The organism is Nocardioides terrae (genome assembly GCF_900112345.1).
In the GTDB taxonomy this organism is placed as follows: domain Bacteria; phylum Actinomycetota; class Actinomycetes; order Propionibacteriales; family Nocardioidaceae; genus Nocardioides; species Nocardioides terrae.
The window spans coordinates 12,788-37,334 of sequence record NZ_FOLB01000011.1 but is presented as its reverse complement, the minus strand read 5'-3'; the positions used below and the strand labels follow the sequence as shown (position 1 = coordinate 37,334).

At 72.0% G+C, this 24,547-nt stretch carries 29 protein-coding genes; 12 read left to right on the top strand and 17 right to left on the bottom strand.

The window, feature by feature from the left end:
• Window positions 1–4 precede the first annotated feature (4 nt).
• The 3 genes from BM236_RS14450 to BM236_RS14440 all read right to left on the bottom strand — a co-directional run bounded on the left by BM236_RS14450 (window position 5) and on the right by BM236_RS14440 (window position 4,203).
• Window positions 5–1,015, bottom strand: coding sequence for an AurF N-oxygenase family protein (locus BM236_RS14450; protein WP_091125386.1), 1,011 nt, complete (start codon window positions 1,013–1,015; stop codon window positions 5–7).
• Between the two features lie 101 nt (window positions 1,016–1,116).
• Window positions 1,117–3,036: a threonine--tRNA ligase gene (thrS, locus tag BM236_RS14445; RefSeq protein WP_245750344.1), complete on the bottom strand. Its 1,920-nt coding sequence runs from the start codon at window positions 3,034–3,036 to the stop codon at window positions 1,117–1,119.
• Between the two features lie 93 nt (window positions 3,037–3,129).
• Window positions 3,130–4,203: a M36 family metallopeptidase gene (locus BM236_RS14440; protein ID WP_091125385.1), complete on the bottom strand. Its 1,074-nt coding sequence runs from the start codon at window positions 4,201–4,203 to the stop codon at window positions 3,130–3,132.
• Window positions 4,204–4,323: 120 nt separating this feature from the next.
• On the opposite strand from BM236_RS14440, the gene BM236_RS14435 reads away from it, so the two are divergent.
• Entirely contained in the window at window positions 4,324–5,205 is an 882-nt protein-coding gene (locus tag BM236_RS14435) for a class I SAM-dependent methyltransferase (RefSeq protein ID WP_091125118.1), read from the top strand.
• Between the two features lie 19 nt (window positions 5,206–5,224).
• Here the strand turns inward: BM236_RS14435 and BM236_RS14430 are convergent, their stop codons facing one another.
• Both BM236_RS14430 and BM236_RS14425 read right to left on the bottom strand, forming a co-directional pair.
• A complete protein-coding gene (locus BM236_RS14430; protein WP_091125116.1) occupies window positions 5,225–5,716 on the bottom strand; it encodes a phage tail protein in 492 nt (163 codons plus the stop codon).
• Window positions 5,717–5,826: 110 nt separating this feature from the next.
• On the bottom strand, window positions 5,827–6,321 hold the full coding sequence (locus BM236_RS14425; protein ID WP_091125115.1) for a DUF2243 domain-containing protein: 495 nt from the start codon (window positions 6,319–6,321) through the stop codon (window positions 5,827–5,829).
• 95 nt (window positions 6,322–6,416) lie between these two features.
• Between BM236_RS14425 and BM236_RS19060 the strand changes: the two genes are divergently transcribed.
• Window positions 6,417–6,581: a hypothetical protein gene (locus BM236_RS19060; RefSeq protein WP_175507698.1), complete on the top strand. Its 165-nt coding sequence runs from the start codon at window positions 6,417–6,419 to the stop codon at window positions 6,579–6,581.
• Window positions 6,582–6,600: 19 nt separating this feature from the next.
• Here BM236_RS19060 and BM236_RS14420 read toward each other — a convergent pair whose 3' ends face one another.
• Window positions 6,601–7,152 carry a GNAT family N-acetyltransferase gene (locus tag BM236_RS14420; protein ID WP_091125112.1) on the bottom strand — a complete coding sequence of 184 codons (552 nt, stop codon included), beginning with the start codon at window positions 7,150–7,152 and terminating at the stop codon, window positions 6,601–6,603.
• Window positions 7,153–7,185: 33 nt separating this feature from the next.
• Complete coding sequence (locus BM236_RS14415) at window positions 7,186–7,848, bottom strand: helix-turn-helix transcriptional regulator (RefSeq protein ID WP_091125111.1); 663 nt, start codon at window positions 7,846–7,848, stop codon at window positions 7,186–7,188.
• A 73-nt stretch (window positions 7,849–7,921) separates the two neighbouring features.
• Between BM236_RS14415 and folE the strand changes: the two genes are divergently transcribed.
• The 3 genes from folE (at window position 7,922) to BM236_RS14400 (ending at window position 11,156) form a co-directional block, all read left to right on the top strand.
• Window positions 7,922–8,557, top strand: a complete 636-nt coding sequence (folE, locus tag BM236_RS14410) for a GTP cyclohydrolase I (RefSeq protein ID WP_245750343.1) — start codon at window positions 7,922–7,924, stop codon at window positions 8,555–8,557.
• Window positions 8,554–9,735: an NAD(P)/FAD-dependent oxidoreductase gene (locus BM236_RS14405; RefSeq protein WP_091125106.1), complete on the top strand. Its 1,182-nt coding sequence runs from the start codon at window positions 8,554–8,556 to the stop codon at window positions 9,733–9,735. The genes folE and BM236_RS14405 overlap by 4 nt, the downstream gene beginning before the upstream one ends.
• A gap of 194 nt (window positions 9,736–9,929) precedes the next feature.
• Window positions 9,930–11,156 (top strand): AMP-binding protein, encoded by a 1,227-nt coding sequence (locus BM236_RS14400; RefSeq protein ID WP_091125103.1) that lies wholly within the window; start codon window positions 9,930–9,932, stop codon window positions 11,154–11,156.
• Window positions 11,157–11,167: 11 nt separating this feature from the next.
• Here BM236_RS14400 and BM236_RS14395 read toward each other — a convergent pair whose 3' ends face one another.
• Window positions 11,168–12,817, bottom strand: coding sequence for a fatty acid--CoA ligase (locus BM236_RS14395; RefSeq protein WP_091125101.1), 1,650 nt, complete (start codon window positions 12,815–12,817; stop codon window positions 11,168–11,170).
• Window positions 12,818–12,954: 137 nt separating this feature from the next.
• Here BM236_RS14395 and BM236_RS14390 point away from each other — a divergent pair, with 137 nt between their 5' ends.
• Both BM236_RS14390 and BM236_RS14385 read left to right on the top strand, forming a co-directional pair.
• The gene (locus tag BM236_RS14390) at window positions 12,955–13,833 is read left to right on the top strand and encodes a MaoC/PaaZ C-terminal domain-containing protein (RefSeq protein WP_091125098.1); all 879 of its coding nucleotides are present in this window, start codon (window positions 12,955–12,957) and stop codon (window positions 13,831–13,833) included.
• A gap of 2 nt (window positions 13,834–13,835) precedes the next feature.
• Window positions 13,836–14,567, top strand: a complete 732-nt coding sequence (locus BM236_RS14385; RefSeq protein WP_091125382.1) for a dienelactone hydrolase family protein — start codon at window positions 13,836–13,838, stop codon at window positions 14,565–14,567.
• 3 nt (window positions 14,568–14,570) lie between these two features.
• On the opposite strand, the gene BM236_RS14380 is transcribed toward BM236_RS14385, so the two are convergent.
• A complete protein-coding gene (locus BM236_RS14380) occupies window positions 14,571–15,317 on the bottom strand; it encodes a VOC family protein (RefSeq protein ID WP_139230119.1) in 747 nt (248 codons plus the stop codon).
• 159 nt (window positions 15,318–15,476) lie between these two features.
• Between BM236_RS14380 and BM236_RS19055 the strand changes: the two genes are divergently transcribed.
• The gene (locus BM236_RS19055) at window positions 15,477–15,641 is read left to right on the top strand and encodes a hypothetical protein (protein WP_175507697.1); all 165 of its coding nucleotides are present in this window, start codon (window positions 15,477–15,479) and stop codon (window positions 15,639–15,641) included.
• Here the strand turns inward: BM236_RS19055 and BM236_RS14375 are convergent.
• The 3 genes from BM236_RS14375 to BM236_RS14365 are packed head-to-tail and all read right to left on the bottom strand — an operon-like array spanning window position 15,638 to window position 17,291.
• Window positions 15,638–16,276, bottom strand: a complete 639-nt coding sequence (locus BM236_RS14375; protein ID WP_091125093.1) for a hypothetical protein — start codon at window positions 16,274–16,276, stop codon at window positions 15,638–15,640. The genes BM236_RS19055 and BM236_RS14375 overlap by 4 nt on opposite strands.
• The gene (locus BM236_RS14370) at window positions 16,269–16,766 is read right to left on the bottom strand and encodes a SigE family RNA polymerase sigma factor (RefSeq protein ID WP_091125092.1); all 498 of its coding nucleotides are present in this window, start codon (window positions 16,764–16,766) and stop codon (window positions 16,269–16,271) included. The genes BM236_RS14375 and BM236_RS14370 overlap by 8 nt, the downstream gene beginning before the upstream one ends.
• Window positions 16,767–16,802: 36 nt before the next feature.
• Window positions 16,803–17,291 carry a pyridoxamine 5'-phosphate oxidase family protein gene (locus BM236_RS14365; protein WP_091125090.1) on the bottom strand — a complete coding sequence of 163 codons (489 nt, stop codon included), beginning with the start codon at window positions 17,289–17,291 and terminating at the stop codon, window positions 16,803–16,805.
• Window positions 17,292–17,394: 103 nt separating this feature from the next.
• On the opposite strand from BM236_RS14365, the gene BM236_RS14360 reads away from it, so the two are divergent.
• Together BM236_RS14360 and BM236_RS14355 are read left to right on the top strand one after the other, a co-directional pair.
• Window positions 17,395–18,456 carry a S1C family serine protease gene (locus BM236_RS14360; protein ID WP_217645352.1) on the top strand — a complete coding sequence of 354 codons (1,062 nt, stop codon included), beginning with the start codon at window positions 17,395–17,397 and terminating at the stop codon, window positions 18,454–18,456.
• 66 nt (window positions 18,457–18,522) lie between these two features.
• A complete protein-coding gene (locus tag BM236_RS14355) occupies window positions 18,523–19,146 on the top strand; it encodes a nitroreductase family protein (protein WP_217645351.1) in 624 nt (207 codons plus the stop codon).
• A gap of 134 nt (window positions 19,147–19,280) precedes the next feature.
• Here the strand turns inward: BM236_RS14355 and BM236_RS14350 are convergent, their stop codons facing one another.
• The 3 genes from BM236_RS14350 to BM236_RS14340 all read right to left on the bottom strand — a co-directional run bounded on the left by BM236_RS14350 (window position 19,281) and on the right by BM236_RS14340 (window position 20,911).
• Window positions 19,281–19,712, bottom strand: a complete 432-nt coding sequence (locus BM236_RS14350) for a DUF5990 family protein (protein WP_217645350.1) — start codon at window positions 19,710–19,712, stop codon at window positions 19,281–19,283.
• A gap of 33 nt (window positions 19,713–19,745) precedes the next feature.
• On the bottom strand, window positions 19,746–20,312 hold the full coding sequence (locus BM236_RS14345; protein WP_091125086.1) for an NADPH-dependent FMN reductase: 567 nt from the start codon (window positions 20,310–20,312) through the stop codon (window positions 19,746–19,748).
• A gap of 119 nt (window positions 20,313–20,431) precedes the next feature.
• The gene (locus BM236_RS14340; RefSeq protein WP_245750342.1) at window positions 20,432–20,911 is read right to left on the bottom strand and encodes a DUF4383 domain-containing protein; all 480 of its coding nucleotides are present in this window, start codon (window positions 20,909–20,911) and stop codon (window positions 20,432–20,434) included.
• A 143-nt stretch (window positions 20,912–21,054) separates the two neighbouring features.
• Between BM236_RS14340 and BM236_RS14335 the strand changes: the two genes are divergently transcribed.
• Window positions 21,055–21,675, top strand: a complete 621-nt coding sequence (locus BM236_RS14335; protein WP_091125083.1) for a hypothetical protein — start codon at window positions 21,055–21,057, stop codon at window positions 21,673–21,675.
• A 92-nt stretch (window positions 21,676–21,767) separates the two neighbouring features.
• Window positions 21,768–22,094 carry a hypothetical protein gene (locus tag BM236_RS14330; protein WP_091125082.1) on the top strand — a complete coding sequence of 109 codons (327 nt, stop codon included), beginning with the start codon at window positions 21,768–21,770 and terminating at the stop codon, window positions 22,092–22,094.
• Between the two features lie 41 nt (window positions 22,095–22,135).
• Here BM236_RS14330 and BM236_RS14325 read toward each other — a convergent pair whose 3' ends face one another.
• Complete coding sequence (locus BM236_RS14325; protein ID WP_091125080.1) at window positions 22,136–23,539, bottom strand: NAD(P)/FAD-dependent oxidoreductase; 1,404 nt, start codon at window positions 23,537–23,539, stop codon at window positions 22,136–22,138.
• A gap of 91 nt (window positions 23,540–23,630) precedes the next feature.
• On the bottom strand, window positions 23,631–24,386 hold the full coding sequence (locus BM236_RS14320; RefSeq protein WP_091125078.1) for an SDR family oxidoreductase: 756 nt from the start codon (window positions 24,384–24,386) through the stop codon (window positions 23,631–23,633).
• Between the last annotated feature and the right edge of the window lie 161 nt (window positions 24,387–24,547).

Here is a 24,547-nt window from a genome sequence, read left to right as displayed (position 1 = left end):
TCCCTCAGCCGCGAGCGCTGCTCGGCGCGCTGCGGAAGCGCGAGGACTCGCCGTCGATGCCGAGCGCCTTCCAGACCAGGCGGGCCGGGCCCTTCCGGATGCGCAGGTTGTCGGCGAGCATCCGGACGTCGCCGAAGAGGTCGCGCAGCAGCTTCTTGGAGTCGGCGGCGTCCCACCAGATCTCCTTGACGACCTCGGACGGGATGCCCATGGCCCGCTGGTCGGCCTTGCTCGGGACCATGATGACGTCGCAGAGCACGCGCATCGCGATCGGGAACATCACGTTCATGACCCGCCGCTTGACCGGGCCCATGTCCGGCCAGTGGTGCTCGAGGTACTGGTGGGCGAAGCCGATGTGGCGGGCCTCCTCGGCGATGTGGATCTGCATGATCCGGTCGATGAGGGGGTGGCTGCCGCCGGCTCGCATGATGCTCTTCTGCAGGTGGTCGATCGGCTCCTCCCCGGCGAGGATGCCGACGAAGAAGAGCTCGGGGAACCAGCCGCCGATCGAGGTGATGAGCGGCGCGAAGCGTACGAACCAGCGCGGGGCGCCGGCGACGTCCTCGCCGAGGCGGTTGACCGCCTCCTGGAACATCTGGATGTGGTGGGTCTCCTCGGTCACCTCGTGCATGGCGTAACGGAACTCGGGGTTGCCGTTCTCCATACCGATGAGGTGGTGCATCACCCCGGCGATGAGGATCTGCTCGAACTGCCCGCCGACCTTCGCCACCTGGGCGTAGCGGTAGGCGCCGACCTGGATCTGCCGCTCCCTGGGGAGCGACTTGTACCAGGGGTGCCGGCCGATCTCGTCGGCGTCGGTGAGGACGAAGCGCTCGTCGTCGTCGCGGGGCTGCAGCTGCGGGTCGTCCCACGCGATGTCGCGGAACGCCTCGAAGTGCTGGTCCACGGAGGCCTGGGACAGGGTGCGCAGCGCGTCGTAGTACTGCTGCTTGCCCTGGGGGACGTGCTCGCCGTCGTGGTGCCCGGTCTCAGGTTGGGATCGCACCGCCGTCATGTCGCTCACCTCTCGTCGTGGAACGCGGGGACGACCACGACGTTAGTGCGACACCCGTCGCACATACAAGGGTTAGCGCGACATGGCGTCGCATTTAATTCTCAGACCTGCTCGTGCGACTCCACCGCTGCGACGATCCGGGCGATCGCGTCGGCGACCGGGACGCCGTTCTCCTGGTGCCCGTCGCGGTAACGGAAGCTCACCGCGCCGTTGGCGACGTCCTCGGCACCGGCGATCAGCATGAACGGCACCTTCTGCAGCTGCGCGTTGCGGATCTTCTTCTGCATCCGGTCGTCGGACTCGTCGACCTCGACGCGGATCCCGGCCTTCTTCAGCTGGCCGGCGATGTCGTAGAGGTAGTCGGTGAAGGCCTCGGCGACCGGGATCCCCTGGACCTGCACGGGGGCGAGCCACGGAGGGAACGCGCCGGCGTAGTGCTCCACGAGCACGCCGAAGAACCGCTCGAGGGAGCCGAACTTGGCCGAGTGGATCATCACCGGCTGCTGACGGGAGCCGTCGGCGGCGACGTACTCCAGGCCGAAGCCCTTGGGCTGGTTGAAGTCGTACTGGATCGTCGACATCTGCCAGGTGCGGCCGATCGCGTCCTTGGCCTGGACCGAGATCTTCGGGCCGTAGAACGCCGCGCCGCCCGGGTCGGGGACCAGCTCGAGCCCCGACGCGACGGCGACGTCCTCGAGGACCTTCGTCGCGATCGCCCAGTCCTCGTCGGAGCCGACGAACTTGTCGGGCTTGGAGTCGTCGCGGGTAGACAGCTCCAGGTAGAAGTCCTCGATCCCGAAGTCACGCAGGAGCCCGAGGACGAAGTCGAGCAGGTGCTGCACCTCGGCCGGCGCCTGCTCGGGGGTGACGTAGGAGTGGCTGTCGTCCTGGGTCAGGCCGCGCACGCGGGTGAGCCCGTGCACGACGCCAGACTTCTCGTAGCGGTAGACCGACCCGAACTCGAAGAGCCGCAGCGGCAGCTCGCGGTAGGACCGGCCGCGCGAACGGTAGATCAGGTTGTGCATCGGGCAGTTCATCGGCTTGATCAGGTAGTTCGAGCCCTCGAACTCCATGGGCGGGAACATCGTGTCCGCGTAGTAGGGAAGGTGCCCCGAGGTGTAGAAGAGGCCGTCCTTGGTGATGTGCGGGGTGCCGACGTAGTCGAAGCCCTCCTCGATGTGGCGACGGCGGACGTAGTCCTCCATCTCCCGCTTGATCACGCCGCCCTTGGGGTGGAAGACCGCCAGGCCCGACCCGATCTCGTCGGGGAACGAGAACAGGTCGAGCTCTCGGCCGAGCTTGCGGTGGTCGCGCCGCTCGGCCTCCTCGATGCGGTGCAGGTGCGCCTCGAGCGCCTCCTGCGACTCCCAGGCGGTGCCGTAGATGCGCTGGAGCTGCTTGTTCTTCTCGTTCCCCCGCCAGTACGCCGCCGCGCTCCTCATCAGCTTGAAGGCCGGGATGCGCCGGGTGGTCGGCAGGTGCGGGCCGCGGCAGAGGTCCTTCCAGGCGACCTCGCCGTTGCGGTCGAGGTTGTCGTAGATCGTCAGCTCGCCGGCCCCGACCTCCGCGCCGGCACCCTCGGCGGCGTCGGCGGCGTTGCCCTTGAGGCCGATCAGCTCGACCTTGTAGGGCTCGTCGGCGAGCTCCTCCAGGGCGTCGGCGTCGGTGGTGACGCGACGTGAGAACTTCTGGTTGGCCTTGATGATCTTCTTCATCAAGGACTCGATCTTGACCAGGTCCTCCGGCACGAACGGCGTCGGCACGTCGAAGTCGTAGTAGAAGCCGTCCTGGATCGGCGGGCCGATCCCGAGCTTGGCCTCCGGGAACAGCTGCTGGACGGCCTGCGCCAGCACGTGGGCGGTGGAGTGCCGCAGGATGTTGCGCCCGTCGGGGCTGTCGATGGCGACGCCTTCGACCTGCTCACCCTCGGCGACCTCGTAGGACAGGTCCTTCAACGTCCCGTCGACCCGCGCAGCGATGATCGTCGGGTCGTCGGCGTACAGCTCCCATGCCTTGCTCACGTCCCCGAGCCTATCGGTGGCCGTCGCGGGATTTTCCGGCGCGTCGCCGGCCCCAGGGATCGGCCCGGGGATCGGCCCCGGATCGGCCCCGGATCAGAACGTGATGCCGCGCGCCGCGAACGCGGCCCGGACCACGTCGGCGGCGGCCTGGCCGTTCCGCCTCAGCGCCGTCGCGTAGGTCGTCGCGGCCGCGGCGGAGAAGGACGTGTCCGGGGCGTAGCCGAACTGCGAGTCGATCAGCGTGGTGTCCCAGTCCCGGGCGGTCAGGCCGAGCGACTGGTAGCCGAGCCGGGCCTCCCAGAGCGCCTGGCTCCAGATCTGGCCGTCGAAGTGGACCTCGCCGATGCGGTCGGCGACGGTGAGGTCCTCGTGCAGCGTGCGCAGGCAGTGCGGCGCGTCGGTGTAGGAGGTCGAGTCCCAGTCGGCGACGCACGCCGGGTCGGTCCGCACCGGCCAGCCGTACTGCCCGGCGGTGTCGAGGCCCACGCTCACGCCGAGGTAGTCGCCGAACGCCTCGCCGATGGAGCCGGCGTCGAGGTTCCCCTTCCCTCCGAAGCCGGGGATCTGGCTGGCCTGAACGGCGTGGCCGTACTCGTGCACGATCACCTCGGCGTCCTCGGCGTCGTCCACGCCGCCCTTGCCGAGCCGGATCCGGTAGGGCTTGTCGGTCTGGTAGGAGTTGTCGCCGCCGTACTGGTCGATCTTGACGGGGAACGGCTGGTCGACGACGCCCGGGAGCGACTCGCCGAAGCCCAGCTGGTGCAGGTAGGTCTGCGCCTGGGTCACCCAGAAGTAGGCCATCGTCTGCTCGAACTGGTCGTCGTGGCGGTCGTAGAGGAACGTGTTGGTCGTGGAGAAGGCGGGCGTGCCCGTGCTCGACTCGACGACGGCGTAGTCGCCGCGCAGGTAGCCGGAGCCGTCCAGGTGCGTGAGCGGTACGTCGACGTACTGGCTCTGCGGGACGGAGGTCGCGGAGTCCTTGGCGTCGGCCAGGGACTGGTCGCCGCTGGACTGGACCGGGTTGACCATGAAGATCCGCGCCGTGCCCGTGGCGGACCCGCTGCCGGGCTTCGTCGCGCCGGCCGGCGCGGTGGCCCCGGCCGTGATCGCCGCGCAGGCGAGGGCTCCCGCCGCCAGGCCGGTGGTCCAGATCCGCAGTCGCGCCATGTCACGTGCCTTCCGCTCGCCGGCTCCGAGGCGGCCGGAGCCGTCATTCTCACGCCCGCGGGCGGACTGCGCCAGCCCCGAGATCGGCGGAGCGACCCGCGTTGGTGCTTCACTGACGCCGTGCCCCCGCACGAACGCGCCGCCAGCCGCACCGCCGTCCTCGTCTGCCAGGGCCGGGCGGCGGCCCACGGGCGCCTGGCGCCGGGGCGGTTCGCCGACCCGGTCGCCGAGGACCTGCTCCACGAGGACGAGCGAGAGGTCGTGGAGCAGGTGCGCGCCGAGACGCCGCCGACGGGCTGGCCGGCGCGGACGGCGTACGAGGCGGTGCGGGCCTGCGCCGAGATCGTCGCGGCCCGGACCGTCGCCATCGACGACGCCATCCGCACCCATCCGCACCAGCAGCTGGTCATCCTCGGCGCTGGCCTCGACACCCGCGCCTGGCGGCTCGGCGAGCTCGCCGACGTCGACGTGACCGAGGTCGACCACCCCGCGTCGCAGCGCGACAAGCGGGACCGGGTCGGCGCCCGGCTCTCGGTGGCCCGCACGCTGCGCTTCGCCGCCGTCGACCTCGAGGTCGACGACCTGGGCGAGGCGCTCGACGCGGCCGGCCACGACGTCGAGGTGCCCACCGCGTGGCTGTGGGAGGGCGTCGTGCCCTACCTCTCCCGCGAGGAGGTCGTGCGCACGCTGCAAGCCCTCGCGGCGCGATCGGCGCGCGGAAGCACGCTGGTCGTCAACTACCAGACGCCGTCACTTCGCGCCCGCCTCGGACGCCGGCTGGTCGGCCTCCTGGCGAGGCTCGGGCGCCAGGAGCCCGTCACCGCCGGCGAGCCCTGGCACACGCTCCTCACGCCGGCGAGGATGGCGAGGCTGCTCGTCGACGCCGGCTTCGGCGTCAACTCCGACGAGGACCTCCTCGCGGTCGCCGGCCGGCTCGGTCTCGACATCAGGTCGCGCACGTCGCTGCAGAACGGCCGGGTCGCGGTGGCCAGCCGGCACTGAGCTCCGGCTCAGGACACGATCAGGCGGCCGTGGTCGCCACGACGTCGTACTCGCCCTTGATCACGAAGTAGCTGCCGCGGATCGTGCCGGCGAGCTTGGACTTCTGGCGGGCGAACTTGAAGCCGGCCGTCGCGAGCTCCTCGGGGACGTCCATCCCGTCGGACAGCTTGAAGCCGACGGCCCGCTGGCCGCCGTCCTCCAGCGTGTAGAGCACGTTGATCGACAGGCCCGACTCGTAGAAGACGTAGGCCCAGCGGATGCCGTCGACCTCGAGGGCCGTCGCCTCGAGCGGCCGGGAGCCGATCACGAGGTCGCGCTCCTTCAGCAGGATGGCGTGCACCCAGTCCACGACCTCGGCGGCCTCCGCCGCGGGGAGGACGGTGAAGTCGTGGTCGTACTTGTTCTTGAAGTACCTGGCCTCGTTGGCGCGCAGGCCGGCGAGCGCCTCGACGTGCGGCGAGGACTCCAGGCCGGTGGCGGAGACGTTCTTGAAGTCGACGGTGTAGGACATGGCTGCTCTCCTTGGTCGGGATCGTGATGCTTCGACCGGTCGACGGCCGTGGCGCACGGAATGTGACAGCCGACCGTGAGAGCCGACCGCTCGGCTCCTCGGCCAGCAGCCTAGGACTGTCGGATCGCGCTCCCGCCCCCGCGCTGCAGCAACCAGCCCACGACGGCGAGCAGCGCCCCGAACGCCAGGAAGCCGAGGTCCCAGGACAGCGGACCGCCCAGGTCGTCGCGCACGTGGTGGATGCCGAGGATCTGGTGGTCGACCAGTCCCTCGACCACGTTGAACAGCCCCCACCCGGCCAGGACGCCACCGAAGTGGAAGCTCCAGCTCGGCGGGAGCCGACCCTGCCGCCACTGGGCGAGGGTCACGATCGAGGCGCCGAGCACGAACATCCAGCTCACCACGTGGAAGTAGCCGTCGGCGATCGTGTTGACCTCGAGGCCGGCGACGGTGTCGGGCGGGTACTTCGCCACGTCGCTCAGCATGTGGTGCCACTGCAGCAGCTGGTGCAGCACGATCCCGTCCACGAAGCCGCCCAACCCGATGCCGTACATCAGTCCGGCGGCACGCGACGGCGGCTCTGCGGTGACGACGTAGCGGCCCATCCCGCACGGTGCCCCATGACGGACATTCGGAACGACGGGGTACCAGCCTGGCGTGCGGCCCACCAGTTGCAGCCACCGCCGACCGAGGAGACGCCGTGAGTGAGACCAGCGACGAGAAGCGCTCGACGCCCGAGCACGACCCCGACACCGAGCGGCAGGAGATCGCCGACGTCGACGAGGAGCTCGACGCCCGGGCCGAGGGCGACGGACTGGCCGCGGAGGCGGGCCGGGGCGAGGAGATGGGGCTCTCCGAGGGGTGAGCGACCTGTCAGCACCGGGTCACTCGGGGCGCCAGTCGCGCGCGAGCAGCCCGAAGACCCACGAGTCCGACACGTCGCCGTTGACGATGCAGTTCTCCCGCAGCGTCCCTTCCCGAACGAAGCCGAGCTTCTCCAGGACGCGGGCGGAGGCCAGGTTGCGGGTGTCGGTCTCGGCCTGGACCCGGTTGAGGTCGAGGGTGTCGAAAGCCCACTGCAGCACGGCACGCGCCGCCTCGGTGGCGTAGCCCTGCCCCCAGGCCGCCTCGGCGAGGCAGTAGCCGAGCGACGCGCTGCGGTGGTCCGGGTTCCACCCCCAGACGGTGATCCAGCCGACGAAGGCGCCGTCGGACGCTCGCTCGATGACCACGCGGGACCCGGTGCCGTCCTCGGCGATCTGCCGGGAGACCGCCAGGAACCGCTCGGCACGGGCCCGATCGGTCCACGGCGGCGAGTCCCAGTAGCGCAGCACGTGGGCGTCGCTGTGGAGCGCGAAGAGGTCGTCGGCATCCGCCTCGGTGACGGGACGCAGCCGCAGACGGCCGGTGGACAGCGTGGGGGTGGGCAGCGCCATGGGCTCCATCCTGCCGCCATCTGCCGGGAGCGGTCAGCGGGCGTCGAGCCGCACGCAGCACCGGTCGTCGGCGGGGTCCAGCCGCGCGTGCAGGGAGCGGGCATCGAGGCCCTCGAGCACCCCGTCGACGTAGTCGTGGTTGAGCCCGCACACGAGCGCGGTGTGCTGGCGCGCGAGTGCGTCGAAGGGACAGTTGCGCAGCACCAGCCCGTCGTCGTCGGCGCTCGGCTCGAACCCCCGGCCGGCGAGCACGGCGGCGCACCGCTCGGTCTCCGCGCCCTCGACGCGGCAGCCGGCGCCGTCCGCGCGCCCGGCCGCGTGCGCCTCCTGGGTGAGGGCCGCCGGCAGGTCGCCGCCTCCCAGCGACCGTTCCACAGCGGCCGCGAGCACCGACCCCACCACGTCGTAGCGGCGGGGCGGCAGCGACACCTCCACCTCGGCCGCTGAGCGCCGGTAGAGCTTCGCCGGCCGTCCGGCGCCGGGCCCGCTGCGACCGGACATCCGGCGGTGCTCGACGTCGAGCAGGCCGGCCTCGACGAGACGGTCCAGGTGGAAGCGCGCCGAGTGCAGGGGCACGTCGGACCCGGCTGCGGCCTGCTCCCGACTGACGGCGTCGGACCGGCCGGCGACGAAGTCGTAGAGGCGGCGGCGCACCGGGTCGGCGAGAGCGCCCAGCGCCGCGTAGGCCTCGGACATGGCACCTCCCTTGACGACGACGTTTCTAACGGTCACGCTACTAGCATTTAGAACTCATGGCGAGGAGGGGACCGTGTCCCACGCAACCATCGACCCGAGCGTCGAGCCCAGCCACTCGCGGCTGCGCATCACCCACGAGCCCGCCGCGGTCGACCTGGTCGCCGCCGAGCGTGCCGCCGCCGACATGCTCGCGGCGCTCGGGCTGCCGATCGACGGCGAGGACATGTTCGAGACGCCGCGGCGCCTCGTGCATGCCTACGCCGAGCTCCTCACCGTCCCGGAGTTCGACCTCACCACCTTCGACAACGCCGCGTCGTACGACGAGCTCGTGCTCGTCTCCGACATCCCGGTGCGCTCGCTGTGCGAGCACCACCTGCTTCCGTTCACCGGTGTCGCCCATGTCGGCTACCTGCCGGGTGAGCGCATCCTCGGCCTGTCGAAGTTCGCCCGCACCGTCGACTTCTTCGCCCGCCGCGCCCAGACCCAGGAGCGGCTGACCGCCCAGATCGCCGACCACCTGCACGATCGGCTCGCACCGCTCGGCGTCGGCGTGGTCATCGAGGCCGAGCACAGCTGCATGAGCCTGCGCGGCGCCCGGGCGACGGGTGCGCGGACCACGACGTCCACGCTCCGCGGCCGGCTGCGCGAGGACGCCGCGGCCCGCGCCGAGTTCCTCGCCCTCGCCCGCGACGGGAGGTCGGGACGATGAGCACCGCTCCGATCGTCGTGGTGGGCGGCGGCCTGGCCGCCGGCACCGCCATCACCGAGCTGCGCGAGCGGGGCTACACCGGGCCGCTGGTCGCGCTCACCGACGAGCCGCGACTGCCCTACGAGCGCCCGCCGCTCTCCAAGGGCTACCTGATGGGCAAGGACGCTCCCGACGGCTCCCTCGTCCACGACCGCGCCTGGTACGACGAGCACGACGTCGACGTACGCACCGGGACCCGCGTCGAGGCGATCGACCCGGCGAACCGCACCGTCCTCACCCGCGATGGCGAGCTCGGCTACCGCAGCCTGCTGCTGGCCACCGGCGCGCGGCCTCGACGACTCGCCCTGGCCGACGACAGCGGCGCACCGGTGACCTACCTGCGCACGTTCGAGGACTCCACCGCCCTGCGCGAGCAGCTGCGGCCCGACCGGCGCATCGGCATCATCGGCGGCGGCTGGATCGGTCTCGAGGTCGCCGCCGCCGCGCGTGAGGCGGGCGCCTCGGTGACGGTCCTCGAGGCGCTCGAGCAGCCGCTCCTCAACGTGCTCGGCGGCACGGTCGCGGAGATCTTCGCCGACCTGCACCGGCGCCACGGCGTCGACCTGCGCACCGGCGTGCGGGTCGAGCGGATCACGTCGGCGGGCGCCGGCGCGGTCGTCGAGCTGGCCGACGGAGGGCGATTCGAGGTCGACCACCTCGTCGTCGGGGTCGGCGCCGTCCCGGCCACAGAGCTCGCCGAGGCGGCCGGCCTGACCGTGGACAACGGCGTCCGGACCGACAGCGCGCTGCGCGCGTCGGCGCCCGACGTCTTCGCCGCCGGCGACGTCGCCAACGCCGACCACCCCGTGCTGGGCCACCCGTTGCGGGTGGAGCACTGGGACACCGCCATCAAGCACGGCAAGGTCGCCGGCGCCAACCTGGCCGGCGGCGCGGAGGTCGCCGACGCGCTCCCCTACTTCTTCACCGACCAGTACGACCTCGGCATGGAGTACGTCGGCAACGCCGGTCCGGACGGGTTCGACCGCGTCGTCGTCGAGGGCGACGTGCCCGGGCTGAACTTCCGTGCCTGGTGGCTGCGCAGCGAGGCCGACGGGGAGCGCGTCGTCGCCGGCATGCACGTCAACGACTGGGACGCGATCGACGAGATCCGCTCGCGGGTCGGCGGCCTGACCTCCTAGCCGAAATCCGTCACGTCCGGGCGGCGCCGGTCGATGGTGGCGCAGGAGAGGCGCACCATGGCCTCGGTCTTCTCCGATCGCAGATCGACGGCAGCCCGCGAGTACCGTGCTGTCATCACTGTTCCTCTCCCGCTCGGATACGGGAACGGTAGCCGCCAAGCACGTGTTTGGTCGGCCGGACAAGGAGGTTGAGTGTGGTCGACACCATCCCCGCGGCGCTGGTCGCAGCAGCCGAGAGGTTCGGGTCCAAGCCGGCGTACGCCGAGGGGAGCCGCGTCCTCACCTTCGCCGGCCTCCTGCGTGAGGTGCGCAGTACCGCCGCCGGCTACGCGGCCCGTGGGATGGCGCCCGGCGACCGGGTGTGCGTGTGGGCGCCCAACAGCATCGACTGGGTGATCGCGGCGCTCGCCGTCAGCTATGCGGGCGGGACGCTGGTGCCGGTCGACACCGGATGCACCGGCCGCGAGGCCGCCGACCTCGTCGAGCGAACCGGCCCGACCCTGGTCGTGGTGGGCGACGCCGACCTCGACCGGCGCCGGGTCGACGAGCTGACCGAGGCCGCCGACCTGCCGGGCACCCGGGTCGTCGACATCACCGACCTCGCCGACCTCGGAGTCGATGCCGACGAGTCCACCGACGAGGTGGCCCGTTCCGTCGGCCCCGACGACATCGCCGACGTCCTCTTCACCTCGGGGGCGACCGGCCACCCCAAGGGCGCCATGAGCGCGCACCGGCAGACCGTCGGCGTGGCCAGGACGTGGTCGCAGCTGGGCGGCCTCAACAGCCACGACCGCTACCTCGCGGTCAACCCGTTCTCCTCGGCCCTGGGCTACAAGGCCGGCATCGTCGCCGGCCTGCTCAGCGGCTCGACCCTCCACCCCTTCGCGAGCTTCGACGTCGAGTCGGCGATGGACCTGATCGAGCGGCAGCGGATCACCGTCCTGCCCGGAGCGCCGGCGATCTACGAGTCCCTCCTGGCCGCGCCCGGCCGCGCCCAGCGCGACCTGTCGAGCGTGCGCCTGGCGGTGACCAGCGCGGCGGTCGTGCCGGTCGAGCTCGTCGAGCAGATGCGTGCGCCCAAGCCCGAGGGTCTCGGCATCAAGACCGTGGTCACCGCCCTCGCGACGCCTGAGGCCGCCGTCGCGACGATGGGCCGCCAGGGCGACAGCGCCGAGACGGTCGCGGCCACCCGCGGCCGCCCGGTGCCCGGGATGGAGGCCCGCGTGGACTCCCCCGGCGACGACGGCGCCGGTGAGCTCCTGCTGCGCGGTGACTTCGTGATGCGCGGCTACTTCGACGACCCGGTCGGCACCGCCGAGGCGATCGACGCGGACGGCTGGCTGCACACCGGCGACGTCGGCGTCCTCGACGAGGACGGCAACCTGCGGATCACCGACCGGCTCGGGGCCCGGGCGAGGTAGTCCGGGCCGGATCACTCCGGGCTGGTCACCTCGAGCCGCCCATCGGCGTACTCGCGGCGCAGGACCTTCTTGTCGAACTTCCCCACCGACGTGCGCGGGATCTGCTCGATGAAGCACCAGGCGTCGGGCAGCTGCCACTTCGCGAACTCCGCCCCGAGGTAGTCGCGCAGGTCCGCGGCGCCGACCGTCGACCCGGGCCTGAGCACGACCGAGGCGAGCGGGCGCTCCTGCCACTTCTCGTCGGGGATGCCGACGACGGCGGCCTCGACCACGTCCGGGTGCGCCATCAGGGCGTTCTCGAGCTCGACCGAGGAGATCCACTCGCCGCCGGACTTGATCACGTCCTTGGCGCGGTCGGTGAGGGTGATGTAGCCGAGAGGGTCGACCATCCCCACGTCGCCCGTGCGCAGCCAGCCCTCGTGGAACTTCGCGGTGACCTCGGGGTCGTCGGAGCTGTAGTAGGCGCCGGTGACCCACGGCCCGCGCACCTCGAGCTCGCCGACCGCCTCGCCGTCGCTGGGCAGCACGGTGCCGTCGTCGGCGGTGATCCTGGCCTCGACGCCGCACACCAGCCGGCCCTGGCCGCCCCGGTAGCGCCACTCCTCCTCCCCCGACACCCCGAGCGGTACGCCGGCCGCGCTGGCCACCGGCGAGGTCTCGGTCATCCCCCAGGCCTGCCGGACCTCCAGCCCGTGCCGCTCCTTGAGCGCCTTCTGCAGCGACACCGGGACGGCGGAGCCGCCGCAGAGGATGCGGCGGATCGAGTCGACGGAGAGGTCCGGATGGGCGTCGAGGTACATCAGGACGTCGTTCCAGATCGTCGGCACGGCGCCGCTGATCGTGGGCCGGCTCTCCCGCATGAACCGCACCAGCGGCTCGGCCTGCAGCCACCGGTCGGGCATGCACAGCGAGGCCCCGCTCATCAGCGCCGCGTAGGCCAGGCCCCACGCGTTGGCGTGGAACATCGGCACGATCGGCAGCACCCGGTCGTGCCAGTCCAGTCCGGCGACGTTGCCGGTGCAGATCATCTGCGAGTGCAGCCACGCCGAGCGGTGGCTGTAGATGACGCCCTTCGGGTTCCCGGTCGTGCCGCTGGTGTAGCACATCGCCGCGGCGGCGCGCTCGTCCACCTGCGGCCAGTCGAACTCGTCGGGCTGGGCGGCCAGCAGGTCGGCGTACAGCTGGACCTGCTTGCCGGAGGCGCGCAGCGAGTCGAGGTCGGCCGACGCGGCGTCGGGGCCCGCGACAAGCACGTGCGTGACCGTCTCCATCGCGGGCAGGTGCGGGGCGAGCAGGCCGACGAGCGAGTCGTCGACGATGACGACGCGGTCCTCGGCGTGGTTGGCGACGTAGACCAGCTGCTCGGGGAAGAGCCGGATGTTGAGCGTGTGCAGGACCGCGCCCATCGACGGGATCGCAAGGTAGGCGACCAGGTGCTCGGTGTTGTTCCACTGGAAGGTGGCGACGCGCTGGTCCCCCGTGACGCCCAGGGACCGCAGGCCGCTGGCGAGCCTGGCGGCCTCGCGCCCGACCTCGGCGTACGACGTCGAGCGCAACCCGTCCGGGGTGGCGGTGACGACCTCCGAGTCGCCGTGCACGGTCGTGCCGTGGAGGAGGAGGGAGCCGATGGTCAGCGGAACGTCCTGCATGGTGCTGTGCATGGGCCGATCCTCGCCTGTGACCCCGGTCACGTCCACCACCTGATCGAGAACGTGGACAGGGCCGGCGATGCTCGTGGGCTACGTTGCGACCGAGCCACCGGCTCCTCGATCCCGGCCGACACCCCGGAGGTGACCTGATGCCCATCGACCCCGACCAGGCGATCGGCGCTTCGCTGCCCGACCTGCCCTTCTCTTGGACGTCCTCCGACGTGCTGCTCTACCACCTGGCGATCGGCGCCGGGCAGCGCGCCGACGACCCGGTCGACCCGGCCGCGCTGCGGCTGACCTTCGACGACGACCACCTGCAGGTGCTGCCCTCCTTCGGGGTCGTCGCCCCCGGGTTCCACCGCACCATGCCGCCGAACCTCGCCATCCCGGGCATCGACATCGACCTGACCCAGGTGCTGCACGGGGCGCAGTCCGTGCAGGTGCACCGGCCGATCCCCACCGCCGGCTCCGGCACGCTGCGCACCGAGGTCAGCGACATCTGGGACAAGGGCAAGGCGGCCGTCATCGTCCAGTCCGGGACCGCCGTCTCCGACGACGGCGAGGACCTGTGGACGGTCACCTCGACGATCTTCGTGCGCGGCGAGGGCGGCTGGGGCGGTGACCGCGGCCCGTCGACCGCCGTCGTGGTGCCCGAACGCGCGGCGGACGCGGAGACGACGTACGCCGTCTCGCCGCAGCAGGCGCTGCTCTACCGCCTGTGCGGCGACCGCAACCCGCTGCACGCCGACCCGGCCTTCGCGGCGCGCGCCGGCTTCCCGCGGCCGATCCTGCACGGGCTGTGCTCCTACGGGATCGTGCTCCGCGAGGTGACCGACCTGCTGCTCGACCGCGACCCGTCCCGCGTCGGCGGCTTCTCCGCCAGGTTCTCCGGCATCGTCTTCCCCGGCGAGTCGATCAGGGTCGAGGCCTGGGACGGCGAGGAGTCGATCGTGGTGCGGGCGAGCATCGCGGGCGGTGAGCGCGACGGATCGCCCGTGCTCTCGGACTGCGTGGTGACCAAGGCGTGACCATGTTGTTCACGTCCGAGCGACACCTCGACAACGCCGTCCTCGAGCGTGAGTTCACCCTCGGCGAGGTCCCCGGCATCCTGTGGACGCCCTCCGCCGCCGCCGAGCCCGCGCCGCTGATCCTCCTCGGCCAGCAGGGCGGGCTGCAGCGCATGTATCCCCGGCTCGTCGGGCGTGCCCGGAGCTCGGCGGAGCTCGGCATCGCCTCGGCCGCCGTCGAGCTGCCCGGCAGCGGGGACCGGCCCCGGCTTCCCGACCTGGAGCGGGCGCGTGCCGACCTGCGCCGGGCCGTCGCGGCCGGCGAGCCGGTCGACGACGAGATCGTCGAACGGCTCATCCTGCCGCTGGTCGACCGGGCCGTCCCGGAGTGGCAGGCCACCCTCGACGCGCTCCTCGCACTGCCCGAGCTCGGCGGCCCGGTCGGGCTGTCGGGCGGGGTCTTCGCGATCGGAATCCGGATGGCGGCGCTCGACCCGCGCATCGCGGCGGCCGCCCTGTTCGCCGGGAGCTACGTCCCGGCCGCGATGTTCGAGGAGGCCCGGCGGGTCACCGTCCCGCTGCACGTCATGCTGCAGTGGGACGACGAGGGCAACGACCGCCAGCAGGCGCTGGACCTGTTCGACGCCTTCGGCTCGCCGGAGAAGACGCTGCACGCCAACATGGGCGGCCACACCGGCATCCCACAGTTCGAGGGCGAGGCGGTGGGCCGGTTCTTCACCCGGCACCTGAGGTGACGGTCAGCTGAGCCTGCGGCGCTCGGTCGACTCCGGCGAGTTGGCGGTCACGCAGAGGAGCTGGCCGGCCGGGTCGCGCAGCACGTGCCAGCCGTCGCCCGGTCCGACGTCGGTCGCGCCGAGGTCCAGCAGACGGGCCACCTCGGCGGGTACGTCGTCCGCGCCGAGGTCGAAGTGCGCGCGGACCGGCCCCGACGGCTCCTCGAGGCGCTGGAAGAGCAGCTGCAGCGGGGAGCCGGCGCCGTCGTGCCACTTGCCGGCGAACTCCTCCCCGCCCGTCTCGTGCCAGCGCTCACCGAGGAGGTCGCGCCAGAACGCCACCTCGCGGTCGTGCGCCTCCACGGGCGAGTCGATGCAGACCTGGACCATCCGGGAGCGGTGCCCGTCGGGCCAGGTCGTCGGCGGCGGCGTCTCGTGGGTGTCGGCGCGGACGACGCAGAACGGCAGGCCGCCCGGGGACCTCACCGTCGTCCAGCGATCGTGCTCGGCGACCAGGTCCGCGCCCAGGTCCCGCGCGGCGCCGATCGTCTGCTCGGGATGCGGCGACTCGAGGTCGATGTGCACCCGCGGCGGCCCCTGGACCTGTTGCAGGTGCAGGTAGGGCCCACCCTCGGGCGGCTCGAAGCTCGCCAGCTCGGGGTGGCCCGGCCACGGCTCGCCCAGCGGCCAGCCGAGCGCCGCCGCCCAGAACTCCCCGGCCGTGCGGTGCTGCTCGGCCGGCACGTCGACGACGGCGTGCAACCAACTCATGTGACCGAGGGTAGGCCCCCGACCCTAGGGTGGCCGGGTGGCTCTCACCCTGGGCCTCGACGAGGCGCGCACCGCGTTCGCTGAGTCGGTCGAGGCGTTCTGCCGAGCGGCCGGCGGCTTCACCGAGCACGAGTTGCTGGGCGCCTCCCGCTGCCACGGGTGGACTCCGCCCTCGACGTGGCGGTGCGCACCGTCCGGGCGCTGAGCGACGACGCACTGCCTCGCGACTGGAGCGCGGAGACGGCTGTGCTCGTCGGGACCGGTCGTGAGCCGGTGCCCGACGAGCATGCCGAGCTGCGCTCGCGGCTGCCCGCCCTGGGTTAGCCGACGCTCGCCTGGGCGGCGCTGGTGACCGTGACGCCGTTGGCGAACTCGACGAGCTGGTCGTCGGTGAGGCCGATGTTGTTCCACGCCTGGACGACGACCACGTGCGTGCCGTCGCTGTACTCGAGGATGCGCGCGGCGTCCTGCGTGCGCAGGTAGCCGGCCGATCCGTGCACGGTGACCGCCTTGCCGGTCTTGTCGAACGACGCGTCCTGCGACTGCAGCATCACGACGAGCTTGCCCACGAAGCTGTCGAGGCTGCTCGTGTCGCCGGCGGGCGCCACGTCGAGCGAGAACGGCGTCGCGCCCTGCAGGACGTAGCCGTCGGGCACCTTGGCGACCTGGAAGCCCTCCCGCTGGGCCCCGGTGTAGTCGACCAGGTCGATCCGGCCCGACTGGGAGGGAGCGGTCGAGGCGATGTCGGCTTGCGTCGGCCCCTGCGGCTGGTTGCTCAGCACGACGGTCGTCGCGACCGCGCCGACGGCCAGCAGGCCGGCCCCGCCGGTCGCGAGCCGGACGGCACGGCGGCGTCCGGCCGCGGTGCGAGCCCGGCGTACGTCGGCGAGGACGACGTCCTCCCCTGGGGCGGATGCGGGCACGCGCAGTGCGCGCAGGCGGGTCTCGAGATCAGTCATGATTTCCTCCTTGGAGTGCGGCGTCCTTCAGCTGTGCGCGGAGCTTGGCGAGCCCCCGCGCGGTCTGGCTCTTCACGGTCCCGACGGAGCACCCGAGTGCGTCGGCGACGTCTTCGACGGAGCGGTCCTCGACGTGGCGCAGCACGACCGCGGCGCGCATGCGCGGCGGCAGCTCGCGCAGGGCGGCGAACAGCTCCGGGTCGTCGGCGAGCTCCACGGCGGGCGCGTCGGGCACGCTGTGCATGCTGCGCTCGCGGCTGACCCAGGCCCGGCGGCGGTGGTCGAGGAAGCAGTTGACGAGGACCCGCCGGGCGTACGCCGGGGCGTGCGGTCCTCGCGCCCGGCCCCAGGCCAGGTAGAGGCGCACGAGAGCGCTCTGGGTCAGGTCCTCGGCGAGGTGGCGGTCACCGGCCGTCAGGGCGGCGGCCGTGGCGACCATCTCGCCGCGATGGCCGCGGACGAAGACCTCGAACTCGGATTGGTGGCTCACACCCCTACAACGTGACCGGGCGGTGCTGAGGTTGCATCAACGCGTCGCTGTTCCTGGTGGTGGGCCGGCCATCTTGCGGTGGTCCCAGCTCGCCACGTGCTCCGGCTCGACGATGACGCCGACCCGCTTGCGGGCCTGGTTCGCCACGATCTGCTCGCCGAGCTCGCCGGTGTCGACGCCGCCGGCCATCCGGTCGACCACCTTCACGCCGAGCGCGCGCACGTCGTCGTACTCCTCGACGAGCGTCGCGCGGCCGCGGATGCTGACGCCGCGCAGCTCGAGGTAGTCCTCGCCGTCCTCGACCAGGCAGGTGATCCGCGGGTCGCGGCGCAGGTTGAGGATCTTCTGCGAGGCGCCGTAGGTCCAGAAGGCGATCCGCCCCGCGTCGAGGACGTAGAACAGCGTCGTCAGGTGTGGCGCTCCGTCGGGGCCGACGGTGGCGACCTGGACCTTCATCCGGTCGGCGAGGAAGCGCTCGACCTCCTCGTCGGTCAGCCTGACGGCCTGGCGTCCCTGCGCGTTCATCGAGCTCCGTCCCGGTGGTTGGCGGGCTCCACGGTAGAGGACTCGGCCGACCGCCCCTCGGGCGCGGATGCGCGAACGGCTGCGACGGAGCACGATGGGACCTGTGACGCAGGCCCGATCGCTGCTCGGCGCGTGGCCGTGGCTCGTCGCCCTGCTCGTGGCGGCCCTCCTCGGCGGGTTCGTCGGCGCGCTCACCGTGGTCGCGGTCCGCGACGATCCGGCGTCCTGCTCGGCCACCTCGGTGGCGAGCGACGTGCTGCCCTCCGTGGTCACGGTCGAGGTCACGAGCCCCGGCGGGGCCGGGAGCAACGGCACGGGCGCGGTCTACCGCTCGGGCGGCTACATCCTCACCAACGAGCACGTGATCTCCGCGGCGGTCGGCGGTGGCGCGTCGGTCAGCGTCCGCTACAGCGACGGTACGACGTCCGCCGCGACGATCGTCGGCGAGGACTTCGCCACCGACCTGGCCGTCGTACGCGCCGACGACCGGGCCGACGGCCGACCGCTCCTGGGCATCGGCGACTCCGGCGCGGTCAGGGTCGGCCAGGCCGTGATCGCGCTCGGGGCGCCGCTGGGCCTCTCGAACACCGTGACGAAGGGGATCGTCAGCGCGCTCGGGCGCTACGTGCCGGTGCCGTCCGACTCCGGGCGGGTCGCCCACCTGCTCGACGCGATCCAGACCGACGCGTCGATCAACCCGGGCAACAGCGGCGGCCCGCTCGTCGACTGCTCGGGGCGGCAGGTGGGCGTGAACACCGCGATCTCCACCGTCCCGAACGCCGAGGGCACGGCCGGCGGCGGCAGCGTCGGGCTAGGGTTCGCCATCCCGACGACGATCGCGACGAGGATCGCCGACCAGCTCGTCAAGAGCGGACGGGCCGACCACCCCGTCATCGGCTTCGCGGCACACCCCGTCGCGAACGCCGAGACCGGCCGCCCGGACGGCCTCGCGGTGACCGCCGTGCTGCCCGACGGGCCGGCGGCTCAGGCCGGGCTGGCAGCGGGCGACCTCGTCACCGAGCTCGACGGCGGCGCAGCGACGAGCAGCGAGCAGCTCGTGCTGGTCAGCCTGCGGCACGAGGCGGGCGACACGGTGGCCGTCTCGTTCCGGCGCGACGGGTCGGAGCACTCCGCGAAGATCACGCTCGGCAGCCCGGCGTCCTGACCTGCTCCGCCGCGTCGTCTCGTGTCCTGTGGGAATGCGGCGCACCAGGTGTTGCTTGGGTCCGGCGTGAGCGTCGACCTGCATCCGCTGCTCCGCGGCCGGTTCAGCCCCCTGCGGTTCGACTCCGCGCACGTGCTGGCGGGCGCCGACGTCGAGCTGCTCCTCGAGGCCGCGCGCTGGGCTCCGTCGGCGGGGAACTCGCAGCCGTGGGCGTTCCTCGTCGCCCGGCGCGGGGAGCCCGACCACGACACGTTCGTACGACGACTCGCACCGAGCTCGCGCCGCTGGGCGCCCGACGCGAGCGCGCTGCTGGTCAACCTCGCCCACCGCACCGTCGACGACAGCAGGCTCCCCTACTCCGAGTTCGCCGACTACGACCTCGGCCAGGCGGTCGCGCACCTCACCCTGCAGGCGAGCGCCATGGGGCTGTCCTGCCGGCAGTTCCGCGTTCGACGCGGCCGGGCTGAGCGCGGACCTGCGGGTCGCGCCGGGTTGGGAGGTGGTGACTATGACCGCGGTGGGCATCGGCGCGGACGGCGTACGCCCCGAGCGGGAGCGACGCAGCCTCACCGACCTGACGACCGCGCCCCGCGAGAACCCGGCCTGAGGAACGTCAGGCGCGCTCGAGCCGCAACACCGGGCGACCGACTGAGGAAGATCGTGACGCGCAACCAGCGGATGGAGCTTTGACCCCGCCGACTGCCCGCGGGGGTCGGTCTGAAAAAACTGCTGGGTTGGGAGGCTTCCGGGCACCTCCCAGACCGACCAAGTCATCAGTTTTCTCACTCCCGGCGCCCGCAGGTGGTCAAGGGCTCCACTCGTGTTCAGGCGCTGCGAAGGGTCAACGCCGGCGGGCGGAGCCGGGCGCACCTCGGGCCGCCGCGCTCGTCGGTCAGGTCGACGGTGGCGACCACGTGCTCCGTCGACCGGCCGGTCACCAGCGGAGCGACGTCCTCGAGCATCAGCTTGGCGCGGCGGAACATCGTGAAGGCGCCGGTCGCTTCGACGGCGCCCCAAGTCAGGTAGACGAAACGTGCTCCCGGGCGGCCGTGGACGGCGGGACCGCAGAAGTCGGTGCCGCCGTCACGCTCGAGGACCTCGATCTCGGCGCGCCAGTGCGCCGCGTCGCTGTCGCCCGGAACCAGGTCGACCGCGTCGCGGCCCACCTGGAGGCCGACGTGGACGTTGTGGCACGGACCGTCATCGAGGTGCCAGGTCCGGCCGGGGAGGTTGTGCCCACGGATCTCGAGCAGCACCCGGCTATCGTGCCAGAGGCCGCGCTGCGGCGGTCAGGCCCGCGGGATCACCGTGAGCACCCGCGCGACGTGGGTGCGGAACTCGCTCATGAAGTCGGTGAGGAACGCGGCGGTGGACTCGTCGTTCACCGTGCCGTCGTCGTCGATCAGGCCGGGCGTGAGGTGGATGTAGGCCTCGGGCGCGGTCATCTGGCGCGCATTGCAGAAGCTGAGCACGGCGCGCAGGCTCTGCTGGCCGACAGCGGTGCCGATCTGCCCGATGGAGGCACCGATGACGGCGGCCGGCATGTGGTCGAAGGAGTTCTGTCCCCACGGGCGGGACGCCCAGTCGATGGCGTTCTTCAGGGCGCCGGGGATGGAGCGGTTGTACTCCGGACTGATGAACAGGATCGCGTCGGAGGCGGCGATCGCCTCCTTGAGCGCGGTCGCCTCGGGCGGGTAGTCCGCGTCGAAGTCGGGGCTGTAGAGCGGCAGGTTGCCGATCGGGAGCTCGGTGAACTCGAGGTCATCGGGGGCCAGCCGGATCAGGGCGCGGCTGAGCGTGCGGTTGATCGACGTCGAGGACAGGCTGCCGATGAAGTAGCCGACCTGGTAGGTCATGGTGATCTCCTCTCGGGGGCGGGTGTGGGAGCCCGGTGCCCCGAAACGGAACGGCGCACAGCAGCCGGCCTGGGCCGGCTGCTGTGCGCCGCGTGCGCTGCCTGTGAGTCAGAGGTGCGTCAGAGGTGGGTGGCGCCACCGTCTGCGGTGCGACTGCGAGCGACCGTGTCGCGGCCGAGCACGAACCCGAGCGCGATCATGCCGACGCCGAGCAGCAGGTGCAGCCAGTTGTCGGCGCTGTTCACCGGCACGAAGTTCGCGCCGGTCCCGCGGTCGATGATCACGCCGTAGAGGAACAGGACGAGGTAGATGACGCCGCCGCCGATGAGGTAGCCGCGGGCACCGCTCCAGGTCCGCGCCATCGCCAGTCCGGCGATGCCGAACAGCAGGTGCACGATGTTGTGCAGGATCGAGACCTGGAAGATGCCGAGCAGCTTGGCGTCAGAGTCGTGACCGGCGAAGGTCATGTCGCCGTAGTGCGACGTGATGCCGGGGATGAAGCCCAGCACCCCGACCAGCAGGAAGACGGCTGCCACGACGGTGGCCGCCGTCTGGATCGGCGTATCGGTCATCGACCTGGTGGTTCGTTCGTTCGCCATGGTGTCTCCTTGGTACAGAAGTGAATGTTGTTCTCGGTACCCATTCGGAGCCATTACTCGCGCTGGACGGCTCCGGCCCACATCACACGACTGCCGCACAAGCGAACACGTTTGCGGTGGCGCGATCGCGGATAAGGGCGAGCGTGAAGCTCTACGCCGACCTTCCCTCCCGCCGTACGACGCAGTTCGTCGGTGATCTGCTCCTGGCCCTCTGGATCGTGCTCTGGATCTGGCTCGCGACGCGGGTCCATGAGGCGACCGAGGAGCTGGCGATCCCCGGACGGCGCATCGACGCCTCGGCCGGCGACCTCGGAGCGCAGCTGCACGACGCGGCCGGATCCGTCGGGGACCTGCCGATCGTCGGGGACGACGCCAGCAAGCCGCTGAACGGCGCCGGCGACGCCGCCGAGCAGCTGGCGCGCGCCGGCCGCGCCCAGGTCGAGGCGGTCGACACGCTCGCCTTCTGGCTCGCGATCACCACCGCCCTCGTGCCGATCCTGCTCGTGCTCGCGTTCTACGTGCCGAGGCGGGTGCGGTTCGTACGTCGGGCGACGGCCGGGCAGCGGCTCATCGATTCCGCGGCCGACCTGGACCTGTTCGCGCTGCGTGCCCTGACCCACCAGCCGCTCCACGTGCTCGCGCGGATCAGCGACGACCCGGCCGGGCGGTGGCGCGCGCGTGATCCTGAGATCGTCCGGCGGCTGGCGCTGCTGGACCTAGCGGATGCCGGCCTCGCTCCCCCGCCGGCCGACGGGCGCCGCTGACCCACCTCGAGGCAGGTCACGGCGTCGAGTCGTCACGGCGGTGCCCCGCGTCCGGTCGGTCTTTCAGGACAGCCGAGGGAAGGGGGCCGGACATGATCGACATCCTCATGATCTGCCCGCGCTGCGACGGCGAGATCACGGTCCTCATGGACCGCGCCGTCCTGCGCGTGGACGTCGAGCCGCGCGCCCGGGGCGAGCTGTTGTACCGCTGCCCCGCCTGCGGGCACCCGAGCGTGAGCCCTATCGGCGGCGACCTGCTCGCGCAGCTGCTGCTGGTCGGCGTACGCCCGGTGGCGCTTGCCGAGCCGCGTCTGGACAGGGACGACCTCGCGCCGGCCGGAGCACCGTTCACCATCGAGGACATGCTGAGCTGGCACGAGCAGCTCGACGCGGTCGACACGGTCGCTCCCTGGGAGTGACCGCGCCGACCCCGTCGCCTCAGCGCTTCCGCACGGTCTCCTCACCTGGCGGCGCGGGCCTCCTCGACCTCGCGTCGACGGGTGTCGGGGTACCAGACCTGGCCCTCGTGCCGGAAGCCGTAGCCCGGTTGCTGCACCGAGCGCAGCGAGACGATGTCCCGGCCGAGCGGGACGGCCAGCAACCACACCGCCAGCACCCGCAGCTTGCGCTCCCAGCTCGGGATCGCGAGCACGTGGTAGCCGCGGTGCACGAGCCAGGCGGGGAACCCCTTGAGCACGACGGGGCCGCTCTCGAAGACGCCGTCCCCGAGCCCGAGCGTCGCGATGATGCCGAGGCTGCGGTGCCGGTAGGGGTGCGTACGCCGGCCGCGGACGACCGCTCGCAGGTTCCGGGCCAGCCGCTTGCCCTGCCGCACGGCGTGCTGTGCGTTGGGAACGGTGTAGGCCGATCCGCCGACCGCGAGGTCCGGGACGGCGGCGGCGTCGCCGGCGGCCCAGGCGCCGGCCACCGGATCGTCGTCGGTCCCCACCCGCAGGTCGGGGCGTACGACGATCAGGCCCTTCCGGTTCGTGGGCAGGTCGGTGCGCTTGGCGATCACCGGGTTCGCGGCGATCCCGGCCGTCCACACGATCAGGCCGGACTCGAACCGCTCGCCCGAGGAGAGCTCGACGACGCCGTCGCAGACGGAGTTGACGGTGGTGTCGAGGTGGACGGTGGCCCCCTTGCGGGCGAGCCGCCGCGCGACCCACCCGCTCACCGGCAGGCTGACCTCGGGCAGGATCCGGCCGGCCGCCTCGACCAGGTGGAAACGCAGGTCGTCGGGGTCGATGCGGTAGCGCTTGCGCGCGACCGCGCGGGCGAGGCTGAGCAGCTCGGCGAACCCTTCGACGCCGGCGAAGCCGCCTCCGACGAACGTCACCGTCAACAACCGGTCACGGTCGGGCCCCGCAGGGAGGTCCGCGGCGATGTCCAGCGAGGTGAGCAGCGTGTCGCGGATCGCGACGGCCTCCTCGATCCGCTTGAGCCCGATCGCCTCGTCCGGGATCCCGGGGATCGGGAAGGTCCGCGTGACCGAGCCGGCGGTGACGACGACCTCGTCGTACCCCAGCTCCATCTCGCCGCCGCCGGTCAGGTGCACGAGAACCGTCCGGTGACCGTGGTCGATCGAGATCGCTGCACCGTTGATCACCTGGGTGCGCCGGAGATGGCGACGTAGCGAGATCACGGCGTGCCGCGCCTCGATGGAACCGGCGAGCACCTCGGGCAGGAACGGCTGGTAGGTCATGTAGGGCAGCGGGTCGACGACCGTGACGGTGGCCTCGCCGCGGTGCAGCCGCTTCTCGAGCTGCCAGGCGGTGTAGAAGCCGGCGTACCCGCCCCCGACGATGACGATCCGTCGGGGCGCGGCGCCTCGGTGTGTGCGGATGGAGTTCTTCACGTACATGCAGACCACGCAGCCCACGCGGGTGTGACATCGAGGCACAGCGAAGCGCCGGCCGCCGGGGGGACCCGGCGACCGGCGCAACGTGCGATGGTCAGCGCTGCTCGGAGCGCGCCAGCCACTCCTCGTAGCTGGTGGCGCCCAGCGCCGCACCGTCGTCCGTCGGGACGATCGACTCCTCGACCAGCACCTGACCGAAGTACGGCGCCTGGGGGTCGGCGACGACGCGGCGCGGGTCGCCGAGGTGGTCCAGGACGCCGGCGATGAACTCGTCGAACCGGTACCGGGCCGGGCCGGCGACCTCGACGTGCCCGTTGATCGGCTCGCCGGCGGCCATCCTCCCCACCGCGCTCGCGACGTCGTCCGAGGCGATGGGCTGGAACGCGACCGGCGGCAGGTGGACCTCGTCGCCGACGGTGGCGGAGTCGGCGATGGCCTTGCCGAACTCGAAGAACTGGGTGGCGCGGACGATGCAGTACGGCACGCCGGACTCCTCGATCAGCCGCTCCTGAGCGACCTTGGCGCGGAGGTAGCCGCTGTCGGGCGCCCGGTCACAGCCGACGATCGAGAGCGCGACGTGGTGGTCGACGCCGGCCTTCCGCTCCGCCTCGAGCAGGTTCGTCGTCGAGGTGGTGAAGAACTGCATGACGTCGTCGTCGGCGAACGACGGCGAGTTCGAGACGTCCACGACGACATCGGCTCCGGCGAGCACCTCGTCGAGGCCCTCACCCGTCAGCGTGTTCACCCCCGTCTGGGGGGACGCCGGAACGGCCTCGTGGCCGTGCTCGCCGAGGAGCTTGACCACCTTCGATCCGATCAGCCCACTTCCTCCGATGACTACGACCTTCATCAGGCACCTCTCTCTTCCTCGTTCGATCCCGGATGGTCCTGCAACACCCGGTTGACCGGACAGGGCCGCCTCCTGTGACGGGACGGCCGGACCTGTCACAGGCCGGTCGGCGGTCCGGTCATGCGTGCAGGCGCCACACCGCGTGGCCGGGAGAGGTGTAC

Excerpts from the sequence above, each read along its gene's own strand:
- BM236_RS14450 (WP_091125386.1), bottom strand. The coding sequence starts at position 1,015 with ATGACGGCGGTGCGATCCCAACCTGAGACCGGGCACCACGACGGCGAG.
- BM236_RS14440 (WP_091125385.1), bottom strand. The coding sequence starts at position 4,203 with ATGGCGCGACTGCGGATCTGGACCACCGGCCTGGCGGCGGGAGCCCTC.
- BM236_RS14430 (WP_091125116.1), bottom strand. The coding sequence starts at position 5,716 with ATGTCCTACACCGTCGACTTCAAGAACGTCTCCGCCACCGGCCTGGAG.
- BM236_RS14425 (WP_091125115.1), bottom strand. The coding sequence starts at position 6,321 with ATGGGCCGCTACGTCGTCACCGCAGAGCCGCCGTCGCGTGCCGCCGGA.
- BM236_RS14420 (WP_091125112.1), bottom strand. The coding sequence starts at position 7,152 with ATGGCGCTGCCCACCCCCACGCTGTCCACCGGCCGTCTGCGGCTGCGT.
- BM236_RS14415 (WP_091125111.1), bottom strand. The coding sequence starts at position 7,848 with ATGTCCGAGGCCTACGCGGCGCTGGGCGCTCTCGCCGACCCGGTGCGC.
- BM236_RS14405 (WP_091125106.1), top strand. The coding sequence starts at position 8,554 with ATGAGCACCGCTCCGATCGTCGTGGTGGGCGGCGGCCTGGCCGCCGGC.
- BM236_RS14395 (WP_091125101.1), bottom strand. The coding sequence starts at position 12,817 with ATGCACAGCACCATGCAGGACGTTCCGCTGACCATCGGCTCCCTCCTC.
- BM236_RS14390 (WP_091125098.1), top strand. The coding sequence starts at position 12,955 with ATGCCCATCGACCCCGACCAGGCGATCGGCGCTTCGCTGCCCGACCTG.
- BM236_RS14385 (WP_091125382.1), top strand. The coding sequence starts at position 13,836 with ATGTTGTTCACGTCCGAGCGACACCTCGACAACGCCGTCCTCGAGCGT.
- BM236_RS14380 (WP_139230119.1), bottom strand. The coding sequence starts at position 15,317 with ATGAGTTGGTTGCACGCCGTCGTCGACGTGCCGGCCGAGCAGCACCGC.
- BM236_RS14375 (WP_091125093.1), bottom strand. The coding sequence starts at position 16,276 with ATGACTGATCTCGAGACCCGCCTGCGCGCACTGCGCGTGCCCGCATCC.
- BM236_RS14365 (WP_091125090.1), bottom strand. The coding sequence starts at position 17,291 with ATGAACGCGCAGGGACGCCAGGCCGTCAGGCTGACCGACGAGGAGGTC.
- BM236_RS14345 (WP_091125086.1), bottom strand. The coding sequence starts at position 20,312 with ATGACCTACCAGGTCGGCTACTTCATCGGCAGCCTGTCCTCGACGTCG.
- BM236_RS14340 (WP_245750342.1), bottom strand. The coding sequence starts at position 20,911 with ATGGCGAACGAACGAACCACCAGGTCGATGACCGATACGCCGATCCAG.
- BM236_RS14330 (WP_091125082.1), top strand. The coding sequence starts at position 21,768 with ATGATCGACATCCTCATGATCTGCCCGCGCTGCGACGGCGAGATCACG.
- BM236_RS14325 (WP_091125080.1), bottom strand. The coding sequence starts at position 23,539 with ATGTACGTGAAGAACTCCATCCGCACACACCGAGGCGCCGCGCCCCGA.
- BM236_RS14320 (WP_091125078.1), bottom strand. The coding sequence starts at position 24,386 with ATGAAGGTCGTAGTCATCGGAGGAAGTGGGCTGATCGGATCGAAGGTG.